The 18,673-nt window shown below is 70.1% G+C and carries 15 protein-coding genes; 9 read left to right on the forward strand and 6 right to left on the reverse strand.

The features are described from left to right. Positions 1–27: 27 nt before the first annotated feature. Positions 28–489, reverse strand: coding sequence for a hypothetical protein (locus ACFFIA_RS32615; RefSeq protein ID WP_377258398.1), 462 nt, complete (start codon positions 487–489; stop codon positions 28–30). A gap of 202 nt (positions 490–691) precedes the next feature. Between ACFFIA_RS32615 and ACFFIA_RS32620 the strand changes: the two genes are divergently transcribed. The 6 genes from ACFFIA_RS32620 to ACFFIA_RS42625 all read left to right on the forward strand — a co-directional run bounded on the left by ACFFIA_RS32620 (position 692) and on the right by ACFFIA_RS42625 (position 9,031). Next, the gene (locus ACFFIA_RS32620; protein WP_377258401.1) at positions 692–835 is read left to right on the forward strand and encodes a hypothetical protein; all 144 of its coding nucleotides are present in this window, start codon (positions 692–694) and stop codon (positions 833–835) included. Positions 836–885: 50 nt separating this feature from the next. Continuing rightward, complete coding sequence (locus ACFFIA_RS32625; protein ID WP_377258404.1) at positions 886–2,022, forward strand: sensor histidine kinase; 1,137 nt, start codon at positions 886–888, stop codon at positions 2,020–2,022. An 8-nt stretch (positions 2,023–2,030) separates the two neighbouring features. Beyond that, positions 2,031–2,669, forward strand: a complete 639-nt coding sequence (locus ACFFIA_RS32630) for a response regulator (protein ID WP_377258407.1) — start codon at positions 2,031–2,033, stop codon at positions 2,667–2,669. 620 nt (positions 2,670–3,289) lie between these two features. After that, positions 3,290–4,669 (forward strand): aspartate aminotransferase family protein, encoded by a 1,380-nt coding sequence (locus tag ACFFIA_RS32635; protein ID WP_377258410.1) that lies wholly within the window; start codon positions 3,290–3,292, stop codon positions 4,667–4,669. A gap of 11 nt (positions 4,670–4,680) precedes the next feature. Further along, positions 4,681–8,919 carry a Pls/PosA family non-ribosomal peptide synthetase gene (locus ACFFIA_RS32640; protein ID WP_377258412.1) on the forward strand — a complete coding sequence of 1,413 codons (4,239 nt, stop codon included), beginning with the start codon at positions 4,681–4,683 and terminating at the stop codon, positions 8,917–8,919. A 19-nt stretch (positions 8,920–8,938) separates the two neighbouring features. Then, on the forward strand, positions 8,939–9,031 hold the full coding sequence (locus tag ACFFIA_RS42625) for an MbtH family NRPS accessory protein (protein ID WP_512700730.1): 93 nt from the start codon (positions 8,939–8,941) through the stop codon (positions 9,029–9,031). 71 nt (positions 9,032–9,102) lie between these two features. Here the strand turns inward: ACFFIA_RS42625 and ACFFIA_RS32645 are convergent, their stop codons facing one another. The 3 genes from ACFFIA_RS32645 to ACFFIA_RS32655 all read right to left on the reverse strand — a co-directional run bounded on the left by ACFFIA_RS32645 (position 9,103) and on the right by ACFFIA_RS32655 (position 16,008). Next, complete coding sequence (locus ACFFIA_RS32645; RefSeq protein ID WP_377258415.1) at positions 9,103–11,946, reverse strand: AfsR/SARP family transcriptional regulator; 2,844 nt, start codon at positions 11,944–11,946, stop codon at positions 9,103–9,105. A 63-nt stretch (positions 11,947–12,009) separates the two neighbouring features. Further along, positions 12,010–14,229, reverse strand: coding sequence for a golvesin C-terminal-like domain-containing protein (locus tag ACFFIA_RS32650; RefSeq protein WP_377258418.1), 2,220 nt, complete (start codon positions 14,227–14,229; stop codon positions 12,010–12,012). 342 nt (positions 14,230–14,571) lie between these two features. Further along, positions 14,572–16,008: an RICIN domain-containing protein gene (locus tag ACFFIA_RS32655; protein WP_377258421.1), complete on the reverse strand. Its 1,437-nt coding sequence runs from the start codon at positions 16,006–16,008 to the stop codon at positions 14,572–14,574. A 174-nt stretch (positions 16,009–16,182) separates the two neighbouring features. On the opposite strand from ACFFIA_RS32655, the gene ACFFIA_RS32660 reads away from it, so the two are divergent. Continuing rightward, positions 16,183–16,815, forward strand: a complete 633-nt coding sequence (locus ACFFIA_RS32660; protein ID WP_377258424.1) for a DeoR family transcriptional regulator — start codon at positions 16,183–16,185, stop codon at positions 16,813–16,815. Then, complete coding sequence (locus tag ACFFIA_RS32665) at positions 16,739–17,020, forward strand: substrate-binding domain-containing protein (protein WP_377258545.1); 282 nt, start codon at positions 16,739–16,741, stop codon at positions 17,018–17,020. The genes ACFFIA_RS32660 and ACFFIA_RS32665 overlap by 77 nt, the downstream gene beginning before the upstream one ends. A 32-nt stretch (positions 17,021–17,052) precedes the next feature. Here ACFFIA_RS32665 and ACFFIA_RS32670 read toward each other — a convergent pair whose 3' ends face one another. Together ACFFIA_RS32670 and ACFFIA_RS32675 are read right to left on the reverse strand one after the other, a co-directional pair. Continuing rightward, positions 17,053–17,463: a VOC family protein gene (locus ACFFIA_RS32670; protein ID WP_377258427.1), complete on the reverse strand. Its 411-nt coding sequence runs from the start codon at positions 17,461–17,463 to the stop codon at positions 17,053–17,055. Between the two features lie 10 nt (positions 17,464–17,473). Beyond that, a complete protein-coding gene (locus ACFFIA_RS32675) occupies positions 17,474–17,917 on the reverse strand; it encodes a helix-turn-helix transcriptional regulator (protein WP_377258429.1) in 444 nt (147 codons plus the stop codon). Positions 17,918–18,112: 195 nt separating this feature from the next. Between ACFFIA_RS32675 and ACFFIA_RS32680 the strand changes: the two genes are divergently transcribed. Beyond that, entirely contained in the window at positions 18,113–18,631 is a 519-nt protein-coding gene (locus ACFFIA_RS32680) for a hypothetical protein (RefSeq protein WP_377258432.1), read from the forward strand. Positions 18,632–18,673: the final 42 nt, after the last annotated feature.

Raw genomic sequence — 18,673 nt, forward strand, 5'->3', positions numbered from 1 at the left:
GTCGCGGCCGCCCGTACCCCGAAAGGGTCATCGGCGGGTCAGCCGCCGGACGAGCACCGCGAGCAGTCCGCTGATCAGGCCGACCACGAGTCCGGTGAGCAGGCTGCTGGCGCTCGTGGCGACGCGGAACACGAGTTCCTCCGTGCCCGGCGAGAGCTGACCGGCGAGGTTGCCACCGAGGCTCGGCGGATCGTCGGCGAAGACGTCCGACCAGAAGATGTTGTGCACCACCGCGAGCCCGACGCCGTAGAGGCCGCCCACGGCCAGCAGCGTCACGACCGGCGACGGGACCCGTCGGACCACCGCCACGATCAGCCAGACCAACGGCGGGCCGAAGACCAGCAGGCCCTGCACCGGCCCGGGGACGGACACGCCCGTGTCATGGATGAACACGCGGGGCATCGCCAGCGCGGCGAGCGCGGCGATCATCCAGAGCGGAAGGCCGAGGCGGAGACCCGGACGGGTCCTGGAGCGGTTCTCGGTATTCATGGATTCGACGTTAGGAGCGCGGGCGGGCCGGCCCATCCGTCGAGAAGCGTCAGCCGGGTCGCTCGGGAGCGGCGGTCGCTCGCCCGCGACAGCGCTGACGCTCGCGGGCGAACGCGAGGCGACGGTACCGCGTCTACCGTTGGCGGGAACAGCGCCGGGCGAAAGGGGACGGAAGGTGACAACAAGGACTCCAGGGCGCAGAGTGCCCATCGTCGGCGCCGGCATGCGCGTCACCGGCCACGACCGGCTGGCCCGCCAGTCGCGCCTGAGAGTGCGGCACGCCGGCCGGTTCGTGCCGCCGCGCGAGGCCGCCATGAAGGCGCTGCGGCCGCCGGCGCCCCGGTGATGTCACCTTTGCGCATGCCCGGCCGCCGCCGGCCCGCATACGATCCGACCATGGCCCTGAGCTGGCGTTCGTCGAGCGCCCGGTCGGTCGACATCGCGCTGTTCGTCGGCGTCACGGTCGTGCTGTCGGTCGTCGTGTCCGCGGATCAGGCCGGTTCGCGGTCGCCGGACGTCCTGGCGTACCTGTGGGCGGTCGGCCTCGGCGCACTCATGCTGATCCGCCGGTCGATGCCGCGGCTGGTGCTCGCCCTGACCGCGCTCGGCTTCTTCACCTACTACATCGCCGGGTTTCCCGCGGTCGGCGTGGCCGTGCCGATCTCGGCCGCGCTCTTCTCCGCCGCCGAGGCCGGCTACCTGCGCGCGTCGGTGGTGACGGCCGCGGTGGTGCTGGCCGCCTCGACAGCGTTCCGGCTCGCCTCGGGCCAGTCGCCGTCGTTCGTCCTGGGATATGAGCTTTCCAGCCACGCCGCGCTCATCGCCGCTGTCATCGCCCTGGGCTACAGCGTCCGCGCCCGCCGTACCCTCCAGCAGCGTACGGAGCAGGTGGTACGCCTGGTGACCCGGCAGACCGCGATGGACACCGCGGCGCACGCCCGGGAGGGTCAGCTTCTGCTGGCGCGGGAGCTGCACGACTCGATGGGCCACTCGCTGTCGGTGGCGTCGCTCTTCGCCGACGTGGCCCGCGAGGCGGATGGCACGCGTCGCGCCGAGGCCATCGATCGCGTGAAGTCGAGCGTCTCCGACGCCATGGCGCAGCTCCGGTCGACGGTCGCGCTGCTGCGCTCGACCGACGGCGAGCCACTCGCCAACCCCACGCTCCACGACCTGCACCGCCTGCTGGAGGGACCGGCGTCCGCCGGCTACGAGGTGACGTCGCGCATCGAGGAGGTCGTGGCGAGCCCGGACGTCGAGGCGTGTGTCTACCGCACCGTCCAGGAGGCGGTGACCAACACGATGCGGCATTCCAACGCGACCCACATCACGGTGACAGTGGGCGCTGAAGACGACGTGGTCGAGGCGACCGTCCACGACAACGGCACCGGCAACCGGCTCTCCCGGTTCACGCCCGGCCACGGTGTACGCGGTATGCGGGAACGGGCCGAGAAGCTGGGCGGTGCCCTGACTGTCCACACCGGACCCGACGGATGGCGCGTCCGGGCCACCCTCCCCGCGAAGGCACGACTGTGATCCGACTGATGATCGTCGACGACCAGGAGCTGGTCCGGGCAGGCCTGCGCGCACTGCTGGAGAACACCGACGACATCACCGTCGTCGGCGAGGCCGCACACGGCCGCGAGGCGCTGACCCAGGGACGCGAGCTACGCCCCGACCTGTTCCTGATGGACCTGAAGATGCCCGTCATGGACGGGATCGCCGCCACCGCCGCGATCCGCGCCGACCCCACGCTCCGGGAAACGCCGGTGCTGGTGCTGACCACCTTCGACGACCAGGACGACGTGCTCGACGCCATCCAGGCCGGCGCCAGCGGCTACCTGCTCAAGGACATGGACGCCGACGCGCTGCGCGCGGCCGTCCGCACCGCCGCGGCCGGCGAGTCACCGGTCAGCCCGGCCGTCGCCCGGCAGATGATGTCGCAGATCGCGCGCATGCCCTCGCGCCGGGTCCGCGACCAGGAGCTGGGCGCTCTCACCGACCGCGAACGCGAAATCCTCGCCCACGTCGGCCGAGGGCTCACCAACGCCGAGATCGGACAGGTGCTGTTCCTCAGCCCGGAGACCGCCCGCACCTACGTCAGCCGCCTGCTGACCAAGCTCGCGGCCCGCGACCGGGCCCAGCTCGTGGTGATCGCCCACCGCGCCGGACTGGTGGAGTGACGCCGCCACGCCCGAGTGGGCGGCGTTACCGGACGGTGCGGGCAAGCCTCGTCCGGTAACGCCATTTGCCGCCGACCCCGGTCCGGCGAGCCGGCTGCGACCCAGGTCCAGGTTCATCAGGTGACGATGCGCCGCGAGTGCTACGTGCCGTTGCGTTCCCGGTGTCCGTACTCTCGATTGGTGCGGAAGAGCCCTCGTCCTACGTCAGGGTAGGTTCGCGTTCTTCGTCATTGTCGCGATACGGACGCTAGAGTCGGTGCTCGGTGGCGTTACCCAACCGTAATTGTCGGACAATCGACGCCTTGACAGGCCGGTTAATGGCACGGTCCGCGCATCTTGCATTGGGCGCCACATCTTTCTTCGCTGAACGACGTCCGTAACCACGCTGTGGGCGCGGACGGAATCAACCTGCCCGGATTTCGAGGACGGCTGGCTGTTGACGGTGGGCTGCCCCACGGTCACGTTTTCCGCGCACACGGATTGGAGGGGTGTTTCCCGCCTGCGTAAGGGAGGGATGGCTGGCGTGGTACGAGCCGGCCTCTTTGGTGTGCCCCCATTTCATGGAAAGAGAGCTGACCGTGATCGACCCTGACCGGGCGGCAATGCCAACCTATCCACGCGTGAACAGTGATCTTCCGGGGCCGCGTTCGGCCGCGTTGCTCGAGCGACAGCATCGGCGAGAATCGAATGCCCGCACCTATCCGCGGCACCTGCCCATCGCCATCGCGAACGCGTCGGGCAGCTTCGTACGCGACGTCGACGGCAACGTGTTCATCGATTTTCTCATGGGCGCCGGTGTGCTCTCGCTCGGGCACAACCATCCGGAGTTGGTGCAGGCGGTAACGAAACAGCTCGCCCAGATCACGCACGGCCTCGACTTTCCGACGCCGGCGAAGGACGCGTTTATCGAGGCTCAGCTCTCGATGCTTCCCAGAGGTATGCGCGATCGGATGAAACTGCACTTCTGCGGCCCCACCGGAGCCAACGCGGTCGACGCCGCGATCAAGCTCTGCAAGACGGCGACCGGCCGCGGCGACCTCATCTCCTTCCAGGGCGGGTTCCACGGCAGCAGCCACGCCGCGATGGCGCTCACCGGGCTGGTGGAGCAGAAGGAGCCCGTCGCCAACGGGATGCCCGGCGTCCACTTCTTTCCCTTCTCCTACTGCTCGCGTTGCCCGCTGGGGCTCGCGCCCGACAGCTGCGCGATCAACTGCGTCGACTACCTGGAACGGTCGTTGCGGGACGCCAACGGGGGAGTCCCGCTGCCCGCGGCCGTGATCCTCGAGCTTGTCCAGGGCGAGGGCGGTGTGGTGCCGGCCAACCGGGAGTTCGTCCGCCGGGTCCGGGCACTGACCCGCGAGCTGGACATCCCGCTGATCGTCGACGAGGTGCAGACCGGTTGCGGGCGCGCCGGGACGTGGTTCGCGTTCGAGCAGTACGACATCGAACCCGACGTCATCGTCGCCTCCAAGGCGTTGAGCGGCATCGGTGCACCTGTGGCCGTCATCTTCTACGACGCCGAGTTGGACACCTGGGCCCCGGGCGCGCACACCGGCACCTTCCGCGGCAACCAGTTGGCCTTCGCGGCCGGTACGGAGACGATCAACATCTTCCGCCGCGACGACGTGCTGGGCAACGTACGCGAGCGGGGCGAGCAGATCGCCGACCGGCTCGCCAAGCTGCAACTCAATCCGTGGGTACGCGAGGTACGTGGCGTCGGCCTGATGTGGGGAATCGAGCTGGCCGATCCGCTGCTCGGGCAGCCAGCCGGTGTCCTGGCCCGCAAGGTGCAGGCGCGTGCGTTGCGGCGAGGGCTGATTCTCGAGGTCGGCGGCCGCGACGACTGCGTCATCCGCATGCTCCCCGCCCTCAACGTCTCGGCCAGCGTCGTCGACACGGCCTGCTCGATGATCGTGGATGCTATCGAGGAGTGCTGCGGATCGGCCACCTCCTCGTCCTGGGCGCCGGTGTCAAGCGCGGACGTAACGGGCGACGCCTGATGCAACAGGAAATGAACGGGGACCTGGACACCTTCGACGTCCACAACCAGATCCTCGTCTGCGCGGGGTACGACCACACGATTCGCTGGCAACCTGGGGAGCGCCTGCACCATCTCTTCGAGCAGCGGTGCGACCGGATGCAGGTGATCGGCCAGGGCGACCACCTGGCCGTCGACGCGGGCGAGGTCCGGCTCACGTACGACGAGTTGGACGCGCGGGCCAACCAGCTCGCCCGCCACCTGCTGGCGCGGGGAGTGCGGCCCGGTGACCGGATCGGTCTGCTCTTCGACCAGGCCGTGCGCTCGTACGTCGGGATGCTGGCCGTACTGAAGGTCAACGCCGCCTACGTGCCGCTGGACGTCGGGTTTCCGGCCGACCGCCTGGCGTACATCGCGCAGGACGCCGGTGCGCGCATGGTGCTGACGATGTCGCACCTGCGCGACCGGCTCGGGCACCTGGACGCGGAGCCGCTGTATGTCGACGAGGTGGACTCAGAGGTCGCCGCCGAGCCGGCGCACCGGCTCACGGACGCCGAGCGGGGGGACCCGGTCGACGATCTCTGCTACATCATCTACACCTCGGGGTCGACGGGGCGGCCGAAGGGCGTGGCGATCGAGCACGCCAGCATCGTCAACTTCCTGCGCGTCGCGGCCGAGGTCTACGGGATGCGTATGGCCGACCGCGTCTACCAGGGCATGACGATCGCCTTCGACTTCTCGGTGGAGGAGATCTGGGTCCCCTGGATGGTCGGGGCGACACTCGTGCCCAAGCCGGGCGGCGTCAGCCTGCTCGGCGCCGACCTGCACGACTTCCTGCGTACGAGGGGCGTCACCGCGCTCTGCTGCGTACCGACGCTCCTGGCCACCATCGACGATGACCTTCCCGGTCTGCGCTTCCTGCTGGTCTCTGGCGAGGCGTGCCCGCAGGACCTCGTCGCCCGGTGGCATCAGCCCGACCGCCGGTTTCTCAACGTGTACGGCCCGACCGAGACCACGGTCACGGCGACCTGGGCGCCGCTCCACCCCGACCGGCCGGTGACCCTCGGCGTCCCGCTCCCCACGTACTCCGCCGTCGTCCTCGATCCGGCCGAGGAGATGGCGCTTCCGCCCGGCGAGATGGGCGAGATCGGCATCGCGGGGATCGGGCTGTCGAGCGGTTACGTCAACCGGCAGGATCTCACCGACCGGGCGTTCGTCCGGGACTTTCTGGGGATCGACGGCAACCCCTCGGCCCGGATCTACCGCACGGGCGACCTCGGCCGCGTCAACGAGCGGGGCGAGATCGAGTATCACGGCCGCATCGACTCGCAGGTGAAGATCAGGGGCTACCGCATCGAACTGACGGAGATCGAGTCGGTGCTGATGCAGGTGCCGGGGATCGCGCAGGCGGTGGTCACCACCTACGAGCCGGAGCCGGGCGACGTGGAGCTGGCCGCCTACTACAGCCTGCGCCGCGACGCCGGCAGCCCGGACCGGGACCTCATCTACGACCAGCTACGCGACCGGCTGCCCGGCTACATGGTGCCGGCGTACCTCGAAGAGCTGGAGGTCATCCCGACCCTGCCCAGCGACAAGGCCGACCGCAAGAGCCTGCCGCCGCCGAAGAGCCGGCGCAGCCTCGCGACCCGCGCCGACCACGTCGAACCCACCACGGCCGGGGAGAAGGCCCTCGCCGAGGCGCTGGCCCACGTGCTGCGCGTCGACCGGGTATCGGCGGACGCCCACTTCTTCGACGACCTCGGCGCGAACTCGCTGTTGCTGGCCCGGTTCTGCTCCCGGGTACGGCTGCACACCGACCTGCCGTCGGTGTCGATGCAGGACGTGTACCTGAATCCGACGGTCAGGAAGCTGGCGGCCAACCTCGCCGAGGCGGCGCCCGTCCCCACCGCACCGCCGCCGACCAGGGCACGGCGTGCGCGGTCAGCGCGGTCCAGCACCGCCCAGTACGTCCTCTGTGGGGCGTTGCAGCTCACCCTGTTCGTGGTCATGGCCTGCTTCAGCGCGCTCATCCTGGTGACCGGATACGAGTGGATCGCCGACAGCAACGGACTTGTCGAGATCTACCGACGGTCGCTGGAGTTCGGCAGCGCCGCCTTCGTCCTCACGTGCACCGTTCCGATCCTGGCGAAGTGGATGCTCGTCGGTCGCTGGAAACGCCAGCGGATAGCCGTCTGGAGCCTGGCCTACTTCCGTTTCTGGGTCGTCAAGACGCTGATCCGGTCCAACCCGCTCGTCCTGTTCGTCGGGTCACCGGTCTACTCGCTGTATCTGCGGGCGCTCGGCGCGCGGATCGGCCGCGGCGTCGTGATCCTCTCCCGGAACGTGCCGGTCTGCACCGACCTGCTCACCATCGGCGAGGACACCATCATCCGGAAGGACTCGTCGTTCACGTGCTACCGGGTCCGGGCCGGCGTGATCCACACGGGATCGGTCACGTTGGGCAAGGACGTGTACGTAGGCGAGAAGACGCTGATCGACATCGAGACCTCGATGGGCGACGGCGCGCAACTCGGCAACAGCTCCTGCCTGCACACCTCCCAGGCCGTGCCGGACGGCGAGCACTGGCACGGATCGCCCGCGCAGCGGACCGAGGCGGACTACCGGACCGTCGCCCCGGCCAGGTGCGGACGGCTGAAGAGATTCACCTACGGCCTGCTCCAGGTGCTGAACGCGCTCGTCGTGTACATGCCGATCGCGGCCGGTGGCCTGGTGATCCTGCTGGTCGAGGTGCCACACCTCAACCGGCTGATCGGCCCGGACCACGATACCGTGACATCGTCATCCTTCTACTTCGACCAGGTGATCTTCTCGTCCGTGCTGTACTTCGGCGGGCTGTTCGTCGGGCTCGCCGTGGTGGTCACCGTGCCACGCCTGTTGAACCTGGCAGTGCGGCCCGGCAAGGTCTACGCGCTGTACGGCATCCACTACTGGGTCCAGCGCATGATCGCGCGCATGACCAACCGGTCGGGCTTCGTCTCGCTCTTCGGCGACAGTTCGTACATCACGCACTATTTGCGCGGTATCGGCTGGGACCTGTCCCGGGTCGAGCAGACCGGGTCCAACTTCGGCATGGCGGTGGCGCACGAGTCGCCGTTCCTGAGCAGCGTCGGCACCGGCACGATGGTCTCCGACGGCCTGTCGATGATCAACGCTGACTTTTCGAGCACGTCCTTCCGCGTGGCGCGCGCCTCGATCGGGCCGCGCAACTTCCTCGGAAACCTCATCGCGTACCCCTCGCAGGGCAGGACGGGCGACAACTGCCTGCTCGCCACGAAGGTGATGATCCCGATCGACGGCGAGGTCCGGGAGAACGTCGGGCTGCTCGGCTCGCCGTGCTTCGAGATCCCCCGGTCGGTGCAGCGCGACAGCAAGTTCGACCACCTCAAGGACGGAGCCGAACTGCGCCGCCGTCTAGCCTCCAAGACTCTGCACAACACCGTCACCATCGCGCTGCACATCTTCGTGCGGTGGGTCCACCTCTTCGCCGTCACCCTGCTCGCGCTGGTCGCCGTCGACGTGTACCACCGGTTCGGCCTGCCGGCGATCGCGCTCGCCGTCGTGCTCAGCACGCTGTTCAGCGCGGCCTTCTTCACGCTCGTGGACCGTGCGGTCACCGGGTTCCGGCCGCTGAGACCGAAGTTCTGCTCGATCTACGACCTTTCCTTCTGGCGGCACGAGCGCTACTGGAAGGTGCCCGCGATGCGGTACGTGCAGGTGCTCAACGGCACCCCGTTCAAGAACCTGATCTGGCGGCTGCTCGGGGTCCGCATCGGCCGCCGGGTTTTCGACGACGGCTGCTGGATCACCGAACGCAGCCTCGTCTCGATCGGCGACGACTGCACACTCAACGAGGGGAGCATCATCCAGAGCCACTCGTTGGAGGACGGCACCTTCAAGTCCGACCACATCAACATCGGCGCCCGCTGCACGGTCGGTGCCGGCGCGCTCGTGCACTACGGCGTGACGATGGGCGACGGTGCCGAGTTGGGGCCCGACTCCTTCCTCATGAAGGGCGAGGAGGTCGCACCGTACGCGCAGTGGCGCGGAAACCCGGCCCGGGAAAGCCGGGACGTACGACCGTTCCAGTTCGTGGAGGTCGCGCCTACGGTCATGGCGGCCTCGGCCGCGGCGGAAGCCCAGACGGCACTGGCCGCCTCCTCGTCGGCGGACCACGAGGGCACCACGCCCAGCCGCGTCATCCGCGAGGCCGTGCCGCCGGAGTCGGACAAGCGCCAGCCAGAGCCGATGTGAAAGCGGGCGCTAGGGCGCGGTGCGGAGCGAAGACTTCGCCGGCAGCCGGCAGGACTGCCTCGACCACATCGACACCGTGTGGACCGACATGCGGCCACTGAGCGCCCGCTGACGATCGGCCGAGGCGGGCCGGGCCGGTCTTTCGTGCACCGCCGGCCGCCTCTGGTCAAGAGCTCGCCGTGGTCATACCTCGATCTGGCGTACGAGGCTGATGACCGATGACGCCCCGAGCTGGCGGCCGGCCAGGATCTGGTCGGCGCCGTGGGGATGCTGGGCGACGATCGCGTAGGCGCCGTCGAGTTGCTGGTGTATCCACTTCGACAGCCGCTGGTCGAGCCGGTGCAGCAGCCTTTCCGTGCCACCGAGCGTGAGCGCCGCCGCGCGGTTGTGTCCAATGTGGGCGAGGGCGCACGCGGAGCCGGCCAGCAGCTCGGCGACCAGTGGCCACTCGTGGGCGTCCGCGACGGTGTCCAGGATGGACCGGAACGTCTTCAGCGCCTCGCCGTGCGCACCGGTGGAGTGGTATGCCCAGCCCAGGTTGACCTGGTACGTGTGCATGCCGTCCGGCGTCTCGTCGAGGTCGGCCAGCCCGCCGGTGAGCACCTCCAGCGCGAGTACGCCGCGGTCGGCCTCGGTGAGGGCCTGCGCCGCGTTGACCATCGTGGAGACCCGCAACGCCGGTGAGGGCTCGTTGGCGAGGGCGGCGAGGGCTCGCAGGGCCGAGTCCACCGCGCCGACGTGGTCGCCGTCGGCCGTCTGTACGGCCGCCAGCATGCCGTGCAGCTCGGGCAGCCGGCGCTCGACACCGGTGCCGGCGGCGTCGATCGCGGCTCGCAGCCAGCGGGCCGCCTCGCCGGTGCGCCCCTGGTCGTAGGCGACCACGCCCAGGATGCCCTGGCAGGTCACCAGCCAGTCGACGTCGCCGGCGGCGTGCAGGATCTCCGGGCATCCGGTGAGGGCGCGGGCTGCCTCCTCCACGCGCCCGAGTTCGCGCAGGAAGATGCCGCGCAACACGCGCAGGCGTACGGCGCGGGCGGGCGAGCCCTCCGGCAGCCGCTCCAACGCGTCGAGCATGCGCATGGCCGGATGCGTGGAGTTTTGCCACAGCCAGTAGAGCAGCACGGCTGTGGCCAGGTCGTACAGGTCGTCGTCGGGCCTGCCGGTGGCCAGCCCGCGGCGCAGCGCGCCGAGCAGGTCGGGGTAGCCGGCCCCGACCCGGGCCAGCAACGCGTCGTCCAGCCAGCGCGGATCCCGGCAGAGCCCGGCGTGGTACCGGAGATGCGCCTCCTCGGCGGCACGCCGGGTCTGCTCGTCGCGGTCGGCCGACTCCAGGTACCCGATGATGATTTTCGGCACGGCGTAGCGGACGGTGCCGTCGTGCCGGTCCAGGCGGAGCAGTCCGAGCGAGACGAGCCGGTCGAGCGAGCCGGGCCGCGCACCGCCGACGGCGGCGGCGGTGGCCGCGTCGAACGCGCTGGCGAAGAACGACAGCCGCCGCAGGATGGCCTGGTCGGCGAAGGAGAGGCGGTCGAAGCTCCACCGGATCGCCGAGGCCAGCGCGCCCGACTCGGCTCGGGCCAGCGAGCCGACGACGTGCTCGCGTACGTCCGCCAGGGACCGAAACCGCACCAGCCCCGCGGCGAGTTCGATGGCGAGCGGCAGGCCGCCGACCTCGCGGCACAGCCGGCCGATCTGCGCCGGGCCGCTCCCGGCCACAAGGGAGCGGTCGGCGACGCGATCCAGGAACAGGGCCACCGCGGGGCTGGCGAGCACGTCGTCGGGTCCGGCGTCCGCCGGGGGCACGGTCAACGGCCTCACGGGGTATTCGGTCTGCTGCGCGGCGTCGAGCCGCGACCGGCTGGTGACCAGCGCGTGGAGGCCGGCGCACCGGCTGAGCAGCGTGGTCAGCAGGCCGCTCGCGGGCAGTACGTGCTCGAAGTTGTCGACGAGCACCAGCAGCGCCCGGTCGGCGACGGCGGCGGAAAGGTCGGCGATCGGGTCCGGCGCGGTCAGTCGGATACCAAGGGCTCGGGCGAAGGCGTCCGCGACGTCCTCCGCCGAGGTCACCGGCGCCAGGTCGACGAAGGCCGCCGGGCCCTGCCAGGCGCGGCGGGCCACGTCGAGCGCGAGCCGGGTCTTGCCGACCCCGCCGAGACCGGTCAAGGTGACCAGCCGGTGTCCGCGCGCGACGAGGTCGCCGATCTCGGCCACCTCCCGCACGCGGCCGACGAGCGGCGACACCGGCTCGGGCACGGCGACGAGGGTCAGCTCCGCCCGCGCGGTCGCCGGCGACAGCGCGTCACCGTCGACCGCTCCCGCCGCCGCGCCCGAGAGCAGGCCCTGGTGCGCCGACCGCACGGCGGGCGTCGGTTCGAGCCCGGTCTCCTCGACCAGCAGTGCGCGGTACTCCCGGTAGTCGTCGAGCGCCGCCGAGGTCTGCCCGGACGCGGCCAGCGCCCGCATCAGCAAAACCCGGGACCGCTCGCGTAACGGCGCCTCCGCGACCGCCCGCCGCAGGTAGGCGATGGCGGCGGCGTGGTCGCCCGCCTCGGACAGCCGCGCCGCGCCGTCTTCGATGGCCGACAGCTTCAGCTCGGTGAGGCGGACGGCCTCGTGCCGGAGCGGGGAGACGTGATGCAGGCCGAGGTACGGCTCGCCCTGCCACATGCGCAGCGCGGTGCCCAGCGCCTCGGGGTCGCTCGCCGTCCGGGTCAGGTCTTCGAAGACCAGGGCGTCGATCTGGTCGCGGGCCACGTGGAGCTGGTAGCTCGACGTCCGATGCCGGATGGTGGCGCCGGTGCCGGCCAGGGCCCTGCGCAGCCGGGAGACCGCGGTGTGGAGGGCGGCGGTGGGACTCGCCGGCGGATCCTCCGGCCACAGCAGGTCGATCAACCGGCCGGTGGAGAGCGGTTGGTTGGCCGTGGCGGCGAGCAACGCCAGCAGGATGGTCTGCCGGGCGCCGCCCAGCGGGACGGGCCGCCCGGTCGGGTCCTGGACCTCGACCGGCCCCAGGACGCGTAGGCGCACGACGACACCATAGCCCCTGCTCGCCGAGCCCTCTAACGGATTTCGGCGAGCAGGGGCCGGTGGCTATCCTGTGTGGACGGCCACGAGGAGCCCTTCGGCCATGAGCGGCGTGCCGGGGGTCAGCGCCCCGTTGACCAGCGTCACGGTGACGTCTTCGCTCGGATCCAGCAGGAAGCCGGCCGCGCGCAGGTTGATCCAGCCGCCGCTGGCGGCGCTCTGGTCGACCGATGCCTCCTCGACACCGCCCTGCACCGTGACCCGGTAGCGGGCGTCCGGGTCGAGTTCGGAGTGCCCGCCGGGGAGCCTGACCCACAGGTCGTACGTGGATGGTTGCGACGCGGGGATGTCGTCACTCAGGTCCCACACGTGCGAGCCGTCCTCGTACTGGCTCCTGACGAGGTAGCCGCCGCCGGTGCACCGGTCGCAGGCCGTCTCGGTCCACTCGCCACTCGCGCCGGTCGGCTCCGCGTCGACGACCGAGATGAGGGAGATGCGGTTGAGCAACGCCAACTCCCGGTCCGGCGCGCGGTACGGCGACGAGCTGACCCAGGCCCGCCAGAAGTCGTGCGCCGTCTCCGGCTTGGCCGAGGCGATCACACTCATGATCGTCATGAACGGCACCTCGCGTTCGTCGGAGAGCCCGGTCCAACTCTCCCGGCTGTCCAGTTCGAGACCGCTGTCGTAGAGGTCCCACAGGGAGCCCGCCACGTTCCCCTCGACACTCGCGCCTGGTTCACAGGTGTAGGTCCCGCTGAGGATGACTGTCAGGCACTCCTCGATCTCGTCGTACTCTGCCGCGTTCAGCTGGTACCGGGTCGAGCCCTGCGCCGCCACCGCCACGAAGTTGGCGAGCCCTTCGGCGAACGCGCACTTCGGGCCGGATGCCTCGGTGTACTCGTGCGTCTGGCACTCCGGCTCCTTCTGCGTGACGAAGCCGTACACGTGGTGCAGGTACCGGTGGGCGGTCTCGTGCTCGATGCCGTGGTAGCCCGCGCTGGATCGGTTCAGATTGACGATGCTCGTGGTCGGGTTGTAGTAGCTCCCGCCTTCGTCGTGGATGCGCACGGTCACGTTGGGATGGACGGTCGGCGTCCAGATGTCCCGGACGTTGTACACACCCCGGTAAGCCAGCGCCCACTCCGACGTGGCGGTGGTGACCTGATCGCCCGGCAGCCTCTGGTGAAACCGCCCGAGGTTGACGGTGTGCATCACCAAGGGGTCGTCCTCGATCTCGAGGTCCTCGACGATGACCACCGACCGGTTGGCGTTCTCCGGGTAGACGCGCAGTTGCAGGTGCGCCTCGGCGCAGGTGTGCGAGCGCAGGAACGCCTCGCCGGTGTCCGGACAGCCCTCCCAGGGGTCGCCGTTGGCCAGGCTGAAGGCTTGCGGGTAGACGAAGTCGAGCCGGTAGGCCCCGGTCGCGTCGAGGTTGCCCCGCACCGGATACCCCGCGGGCCGGTGGTCGGAGTCGCTGCCGCTCAGGACGGGACGCCACTGGACCGCCGTGCCCGGACCGTCCTTGCCGTAGTACCACAGCTCGTACCTCGCGTCCCGCAGCGGGCGATCCCCGACTCCCGGCGGCGGAACGAGATTGACCGGCGCGACCACCTGGCCGAAGACCGTGACGTGCGGAGCCTGTCCGTGGTCGCCGCCGCCGTCGGGTCCGTCGTTGTTGCAGCGCGCGTTCGAACCGGCGCACGGGTCGTCCTCGTCGGGCGGGAGCGGGTCGGTGCCGCCCGGCCCGGTGCCCGCCCAAAGGAAGGGCACGCCGAGCCTGGGGTCACACACCTGTCCGGGCTCCATCGTCCTCACGAAGATGCTGCTCGGGATGATGTCGTCGCCGTAGTACGGATTGGTCGGATGCTGGTAGTTGTCGATCTCGCTGTCGTGACCGAGATACGCGCTCGCGCCCGGATACCTGCCCGCGTACTTCCGCCCGCTCCCGTTCTGGAGCATGAGTTGGGGATCGACCCAGGTGACGCACTCCAGGGCACCGCCGGGCGGGTTGCAGTTCTTGTAGTAGTAGGCGTAGCTCGTGAGGGGGGCACTGCGGCTCGTCAGCACCGAGACGCCACATCCCACCTGTTCGCGGAAGGTCGGTGGATTGAAGATCCAGCCGTCACCGCCGTCGCACGGCCCGTCCACGTAGTACTGGTAGCCCGGCTCACAGGGCGGCGGCGGATCCTGCGCGGCGGCCGGGGAGGCGACCGTGGTCACCAGTCCGCCGACCGCCAGCAGGCCGCTCAACGCCAGGACGTACCAGCGCCTCGCGTCGAAGCTCATCGTCGATATCCCTTCAGGTCTGCGCACAATGGAGCCACTCGGCGGGCTCCCTTGTCCGCCACCGTGCGGGACGCGACTCACCTGACGCTCACCGGCCGCTGTCACGGCGCGGTCAGGTAGGCGACGTATCACCGATCCGGCCGCCCCCTCCGACCCGATCCGGTCGACGACCCGCGCGGAGGGGCGCGGACCGTCAGGCCGCGGTGCGCGGTTCGAGGACCACCACGGCGGTCTCGGACGAACGCTGGGCGGCGGATCACCGCCGCCCAGCCCCGCTGTGCGAAGTACCAGAGCGAGTCCGACCGGGAGTAGCCCGTCATCCGGCTCACCGCGCGGTGAGCCTCAGGACTGGGTCCTGGTCCACTGCTGGTTGTTGCCGCTGCCGCAGACGTACTGCTGGATGTCGGCGCCATCGGCGGTGTTGGCGCTGACCACGTCCAGGCACTTGCCGGAGTGCCGCGCCCGCAGCTGGAAGTAGCTGCCCGTGGCGACCCACTGCCACTGCTGGTTCGTGCCCGAGCCGCACGTGTACTGGATCACGTTGCCGCCGTCCGCCGTCGACGCGGACGCCACGTCCAGGCACTTGCCGCTGTTCTGGTTGACCAGCCGGACATACCCGCCGCCGGCGTCCTGGAACTCCCACTTCTGGTTTCCGCCACCGTTCCACGCGTACTGCTTGACCTCGGCGTTGTTCGCGGTCGAGTTGCTGACCACGTCCATCACGCGACCGCTGTGCCGGGCCGTGACCCGGTAGTACGCGGGGGAGTTGCCGGTGATGGTGCCGGTGGCCGCGTCGATGGTGATCGACGGGTACCAGCTCAGGCTCATGCTCGTGTTCGACGGGAAGGTGATCGGCAGCCAGACGTACTGGGAGTCGTTGACCGGCCCGCTCCAGGCGCCGGCCCAGCGGTCGCCCATGTAGAGGTAGCTCGTCGTCGAGGTGCCCTGGATCGGCAGCACGTACGTCGGCTGCGAGCTGAACGTGGTGCCGTTGCCCACGTTGGTCCAGCCGCTCCACGGGCCGGAGATGCTCGACGCGGTGGCGTACCGGGCCTGGTTGGGGCTCCAGCCGGTGGCCCCCGAGGTCAGCAGGAAGTACGTGCTGCCCCGCTTGAACATGGCCGGTGCCTCGCGGTGGGCGCCGTCCCAGAAGTTGCCGACGAGCGTGGCCACGTTGAGGTAGTCCGCGGTGAGCCGGTAGATGTGCAGGTCGTAGTTCTCGTCCGCGGCCGAGATCATGTACGCGGTGCCGTTGTCGTTGTAGAGCGTGATGTCCCGGGACATGTGGCCGAGCGGCCGGAAGCTGCCGTGGTACGTGTAGGCACCATCCACAGTGGCCGACGAGGCGACCGCGGCCCGTGCCTCGCTGTAGTTCGCCCCGTTCTCCTTGTGCATCCACATCACGTACCGGCCGGTGCTCGCGTTGTAGATGACCTTCGGCCGCTCGATGTTGGCGACCTGGAGTTCGGCGGCCGACGACTGGGTCAGCACGTTGTTGCGAAACTCCCAGTTGCGCAGGTCGGTGGAGCGGTAGACGGAGACCGCCCGGAAGGTGTTGTTGGCGTTGCGGTTCTCGCCGAACCAGTAGTAGTAGTTGCCGACCTTGAGGACGCCGCCGCCGTGGGCGTGCAGCACGTTGCCAGCGGTATCGGTGAACTGCGTGCCGTTGGTGACGGTGACCGGTGCCGCGTGCGCGGGAGCGGCCGTCACGGCCACCGCCGCGGCCGCGGTCACCGCGAGCGTCGCCCCGAGCGACAGCAGCCGCCTGATCCTTCTCACTTCGTGTCCTCCCACACCCAAGGCATCGATGGTTATCATGTTCGTAACACCTCGGTAACCGGTTGCGCCAGAGGTCGAAGCAAGTCGATCGATAACGTACAGAAACGAACAGCCGGGCTACGGCCGCGTCACCGAGGACTCGCGCACGACCAGGTCGGGCGCGAGCAGCACGCGGTGCACCGGCCACCGAGCGCCCCCGAGCAGCCGCGCGACCATGAGCAGTTGCTGGAGGCACTGCAACGCGACGGCGCGATGCGCATCTCCGACCTGTCCGAGGCGCTCGGCGCCGCCCCGGTCACCATCCGGCGCGACATCGCCCAGCTCGCGGCCGAAGGGCTCGTCCGGCGGGTACACGGTGGGGTCGCCCTGATCACGCCCGACGAGGCGCCGGCGGCCGACGAGCTGCCCGCCGGCCCGGACTCGCTGAGCGGCCGCACCATCGGCATGCTGGTGCCCTCGCTCGACTACTACTGGCCGGACGTGGCCCGTCGCGCCGAGGAGGCCGCCCTCGAACTCGACATGCGGGTCGTGCTGCGCGGCTCCTCGTACGAGACCGAGGACGACAAGCCCCAGCTCGAGCGCCTGGTCGACCGGATGGCCGTCGATGGGCTGATCATCGCTCCCCGGATGGACGTGCCCACGGCCGAGCGCACCATCGACTGGCTGGCGCACGCGGGCGTCCCGGTCGTCCTGGTCGAGCGGGCGGCGCCGGGCGACCGGGACGACGGCGCTGCTCGTACACGCCGACGCGGAGGCGATCGCCCTGGTCCAGCACTGCGAGGAGCGGCACCTGTCCGTCCCCGGTGACCTGTCGATCGTGGCATACGACGACGAGGTCGCCGGCCTCTTCAGCCCGCCCCTGACCGCGGTACGCCCGCCGCGGCGTTCGATCGGGCGCGCCGCCGTGCGCCTGGTCGCCGACCGCCTCGCCGACCCCGACCGCCCCACGCACCGCATCGTCATCAGTCCATCGCTGCGGATCCGCGAGTCGACCGCGCCGCCCCGCCCGTAGCCCCGGCCGCGGCGACGCGGTGGCGACCGGCGCTAGCGGGCTTCCTGGATCCGGATCAGGTTGCCGGAGGGGTCGCGGAAGGCGCAGTCACGCACCCCGTACGGCTGGTCGGTCGGCTCCTGGACGACCTCGGCGTCGCTGGCCTGGAGCCGGGCGAAGGTGGCGTCGAGGTCCTTGGTGGCCAGGTTGATGCCGCCGTAGGTGCCCTTGGCCATCATCTCGCTGATGGTGCGGCGCTCCTCGTCGGTGATGCCCGGGTCGACGGCCGGCGGGTGCAGCACGATCGACGTGCCCGGCTGGCCGGGGGGACCGACCGTGAGCCAGCGCATCCCCGCGTATCCGACGTCGTTGCGGACCTCGAAGCCGAGCGTGTCGCGGTAGAACGCCAGGGCGGCGTCCGGGTCGGTGTGCGGGAGGTAGCTTGAGTGAATCGTGATGTCCATGACGGTTACGCTACGTGAGGCTTTGTGGCTGTGCTTCTCGATTCCTGATCGGTCTGGTCACCTGTTTCGCCACGCACGCCGGCATCCCCGCGGTCGCGCGCGCCGCCTCGCGCCGGTACGCGCTGGGCGGCATGCCGACAAGCTCGGTGAAGCGGGTACTGAAGGTGCCGAGCGACGAGCAGCCGACCGTGAAGCAGACCTCGGTGACGCTGAGGTCGCCACGGCGCAGCAACGCCATCGCGCGCTCGATGCGCCGGGTCATCAGGTACGAGTACGGTGACTCGCCGTAGGCTTGCCGGAACTCGCGGCTGAGGTGCCCGGCCGACATGTTGACGCCCCGCGCGAGCGCCTCGACATCCAGTGGCTGTGCGTGATCCCGGTCGATCCGGTCGCGCACGCGGCGAAGCCGGGCGAGGTCGCGCAGGTGCTGCTCAGCGGCGGTACTGCTGGTCACTCAACGGATCGTGCCACGCCGCGCGGGCGTTTGCCCAGCGACGCCGGCATCTTCCCCAGTTACGGAGCGTCAACGGCGGTACCGGCCACGCCCTCGGCCGTTGCAGGGGGAGCGGCCGAGGGGTAGGCGGCCGCGGCGCAAAGCGTAGGGAAGCTCCCGATTCCAGCGGCACGTCCCGGCCCTAACTTCGAGCACATGGCTCTCCTGAAGCGAATCGGGGCGCGGGCGAAGCTCGTGCCGGTGGCGTTTGCTCTACTCCTCGCCGTGGCGGCCTGCGACGGCGAATCCGGTGCCGCGGCGGAGGACGCCGGCCTTGGCGACCTTCCCGTCGTCGGCAACCTCGAAAGCACGGTGCCCGCGTGCCCGTTCACCGCGGAGAAGATCTCCGGGTTCGTCGGCAAGCCGATGGTGGACGACGGAAACTGCTCCTTCGGCGACGGCAAGGGCGTCGGCAGCGTCACGATCAACCTGTCGTCCCAACTGGCGGGCTCGACCACGTACGACTACCAGCGCAAGACCGCTGGCGAGTCGCACGCGAAGGTCACCGACGTGCAGAAGGGTGACCGGGCGTACATCGCGGTCGACGACATCAAGGCCGAAGCGGTGCTGGTCAGCAAGGGCGGCAGCTACACCATCATCTTGTCCAGCCTCAGCCTCGACCCGGCCGGCTACGAGCGGGCGCTACAGGCGATGTTCGACGAGATCCCCGCGTGACGGCCACTCCCAGCTGACCCGGAACCGGCGTGCCAGCCTCGG

Source organism: Phytohabitans kaempferiae, from assembly GCF_042433955.1.
GTDB lineage: Bacteria > Actinomycetota > Actinomycetes > Mycobacteriales > Micromonosporaceae > Phytohabitans > Phytohabitans kaempferiae.

Coding starts and splice junctions, on each gene's coding strand:
- ACFFIA_RS32615 (WP_377258398.1), bottom strand. CDS start 489: ATGAATACCGAGAACCGCTCCAGGACCCGTCCGGGTCTCCGCCTCGGC.
- ACFFIA_RS32625 (WP_377258404.1), top strand. CDS start 886: ATGGCCCTGAGCTGGCGTTCGTCGAGCGCCCGGTCGGTCGACATCGCG.
- ACFFIA_RS32630 (WP_377258407.1), top strand. CDS start 2,031: ATGATCGTCGACGACCAGGAGCTGGTCCGGGCAGGCCTGCGCGCACTG.
- ACFFIA_RS32640 (WP_377258412.1), top strand. CDS start 4,681: ATGAACGGGGACCTGGACACCTTCGACGTCCACAACCAGATCCTCGTC.
- ACFFIA_RS32650 (WP_377258418.1), bottom strand. CDS start 14,229: ATGAGCTTCGACGCGAGGCGCTGGTACGTCCTGGCGTTGAGCGGCCTG.
- ACFFIA_RS32670 (WP_377258427.1), bottom strand. CDS start 17,463: ATGGACATCACGATTCACTCAAGCTACCTCCCGCACACCGACCCGGAC.
- ACFFIA_RS32680 (WP_377258432.1), top strand. CDS start 18,113: ATGGCTCTCCTGAAGCGAATCGGGGCGCGGGCGAAGCTCGTGCCGGTG.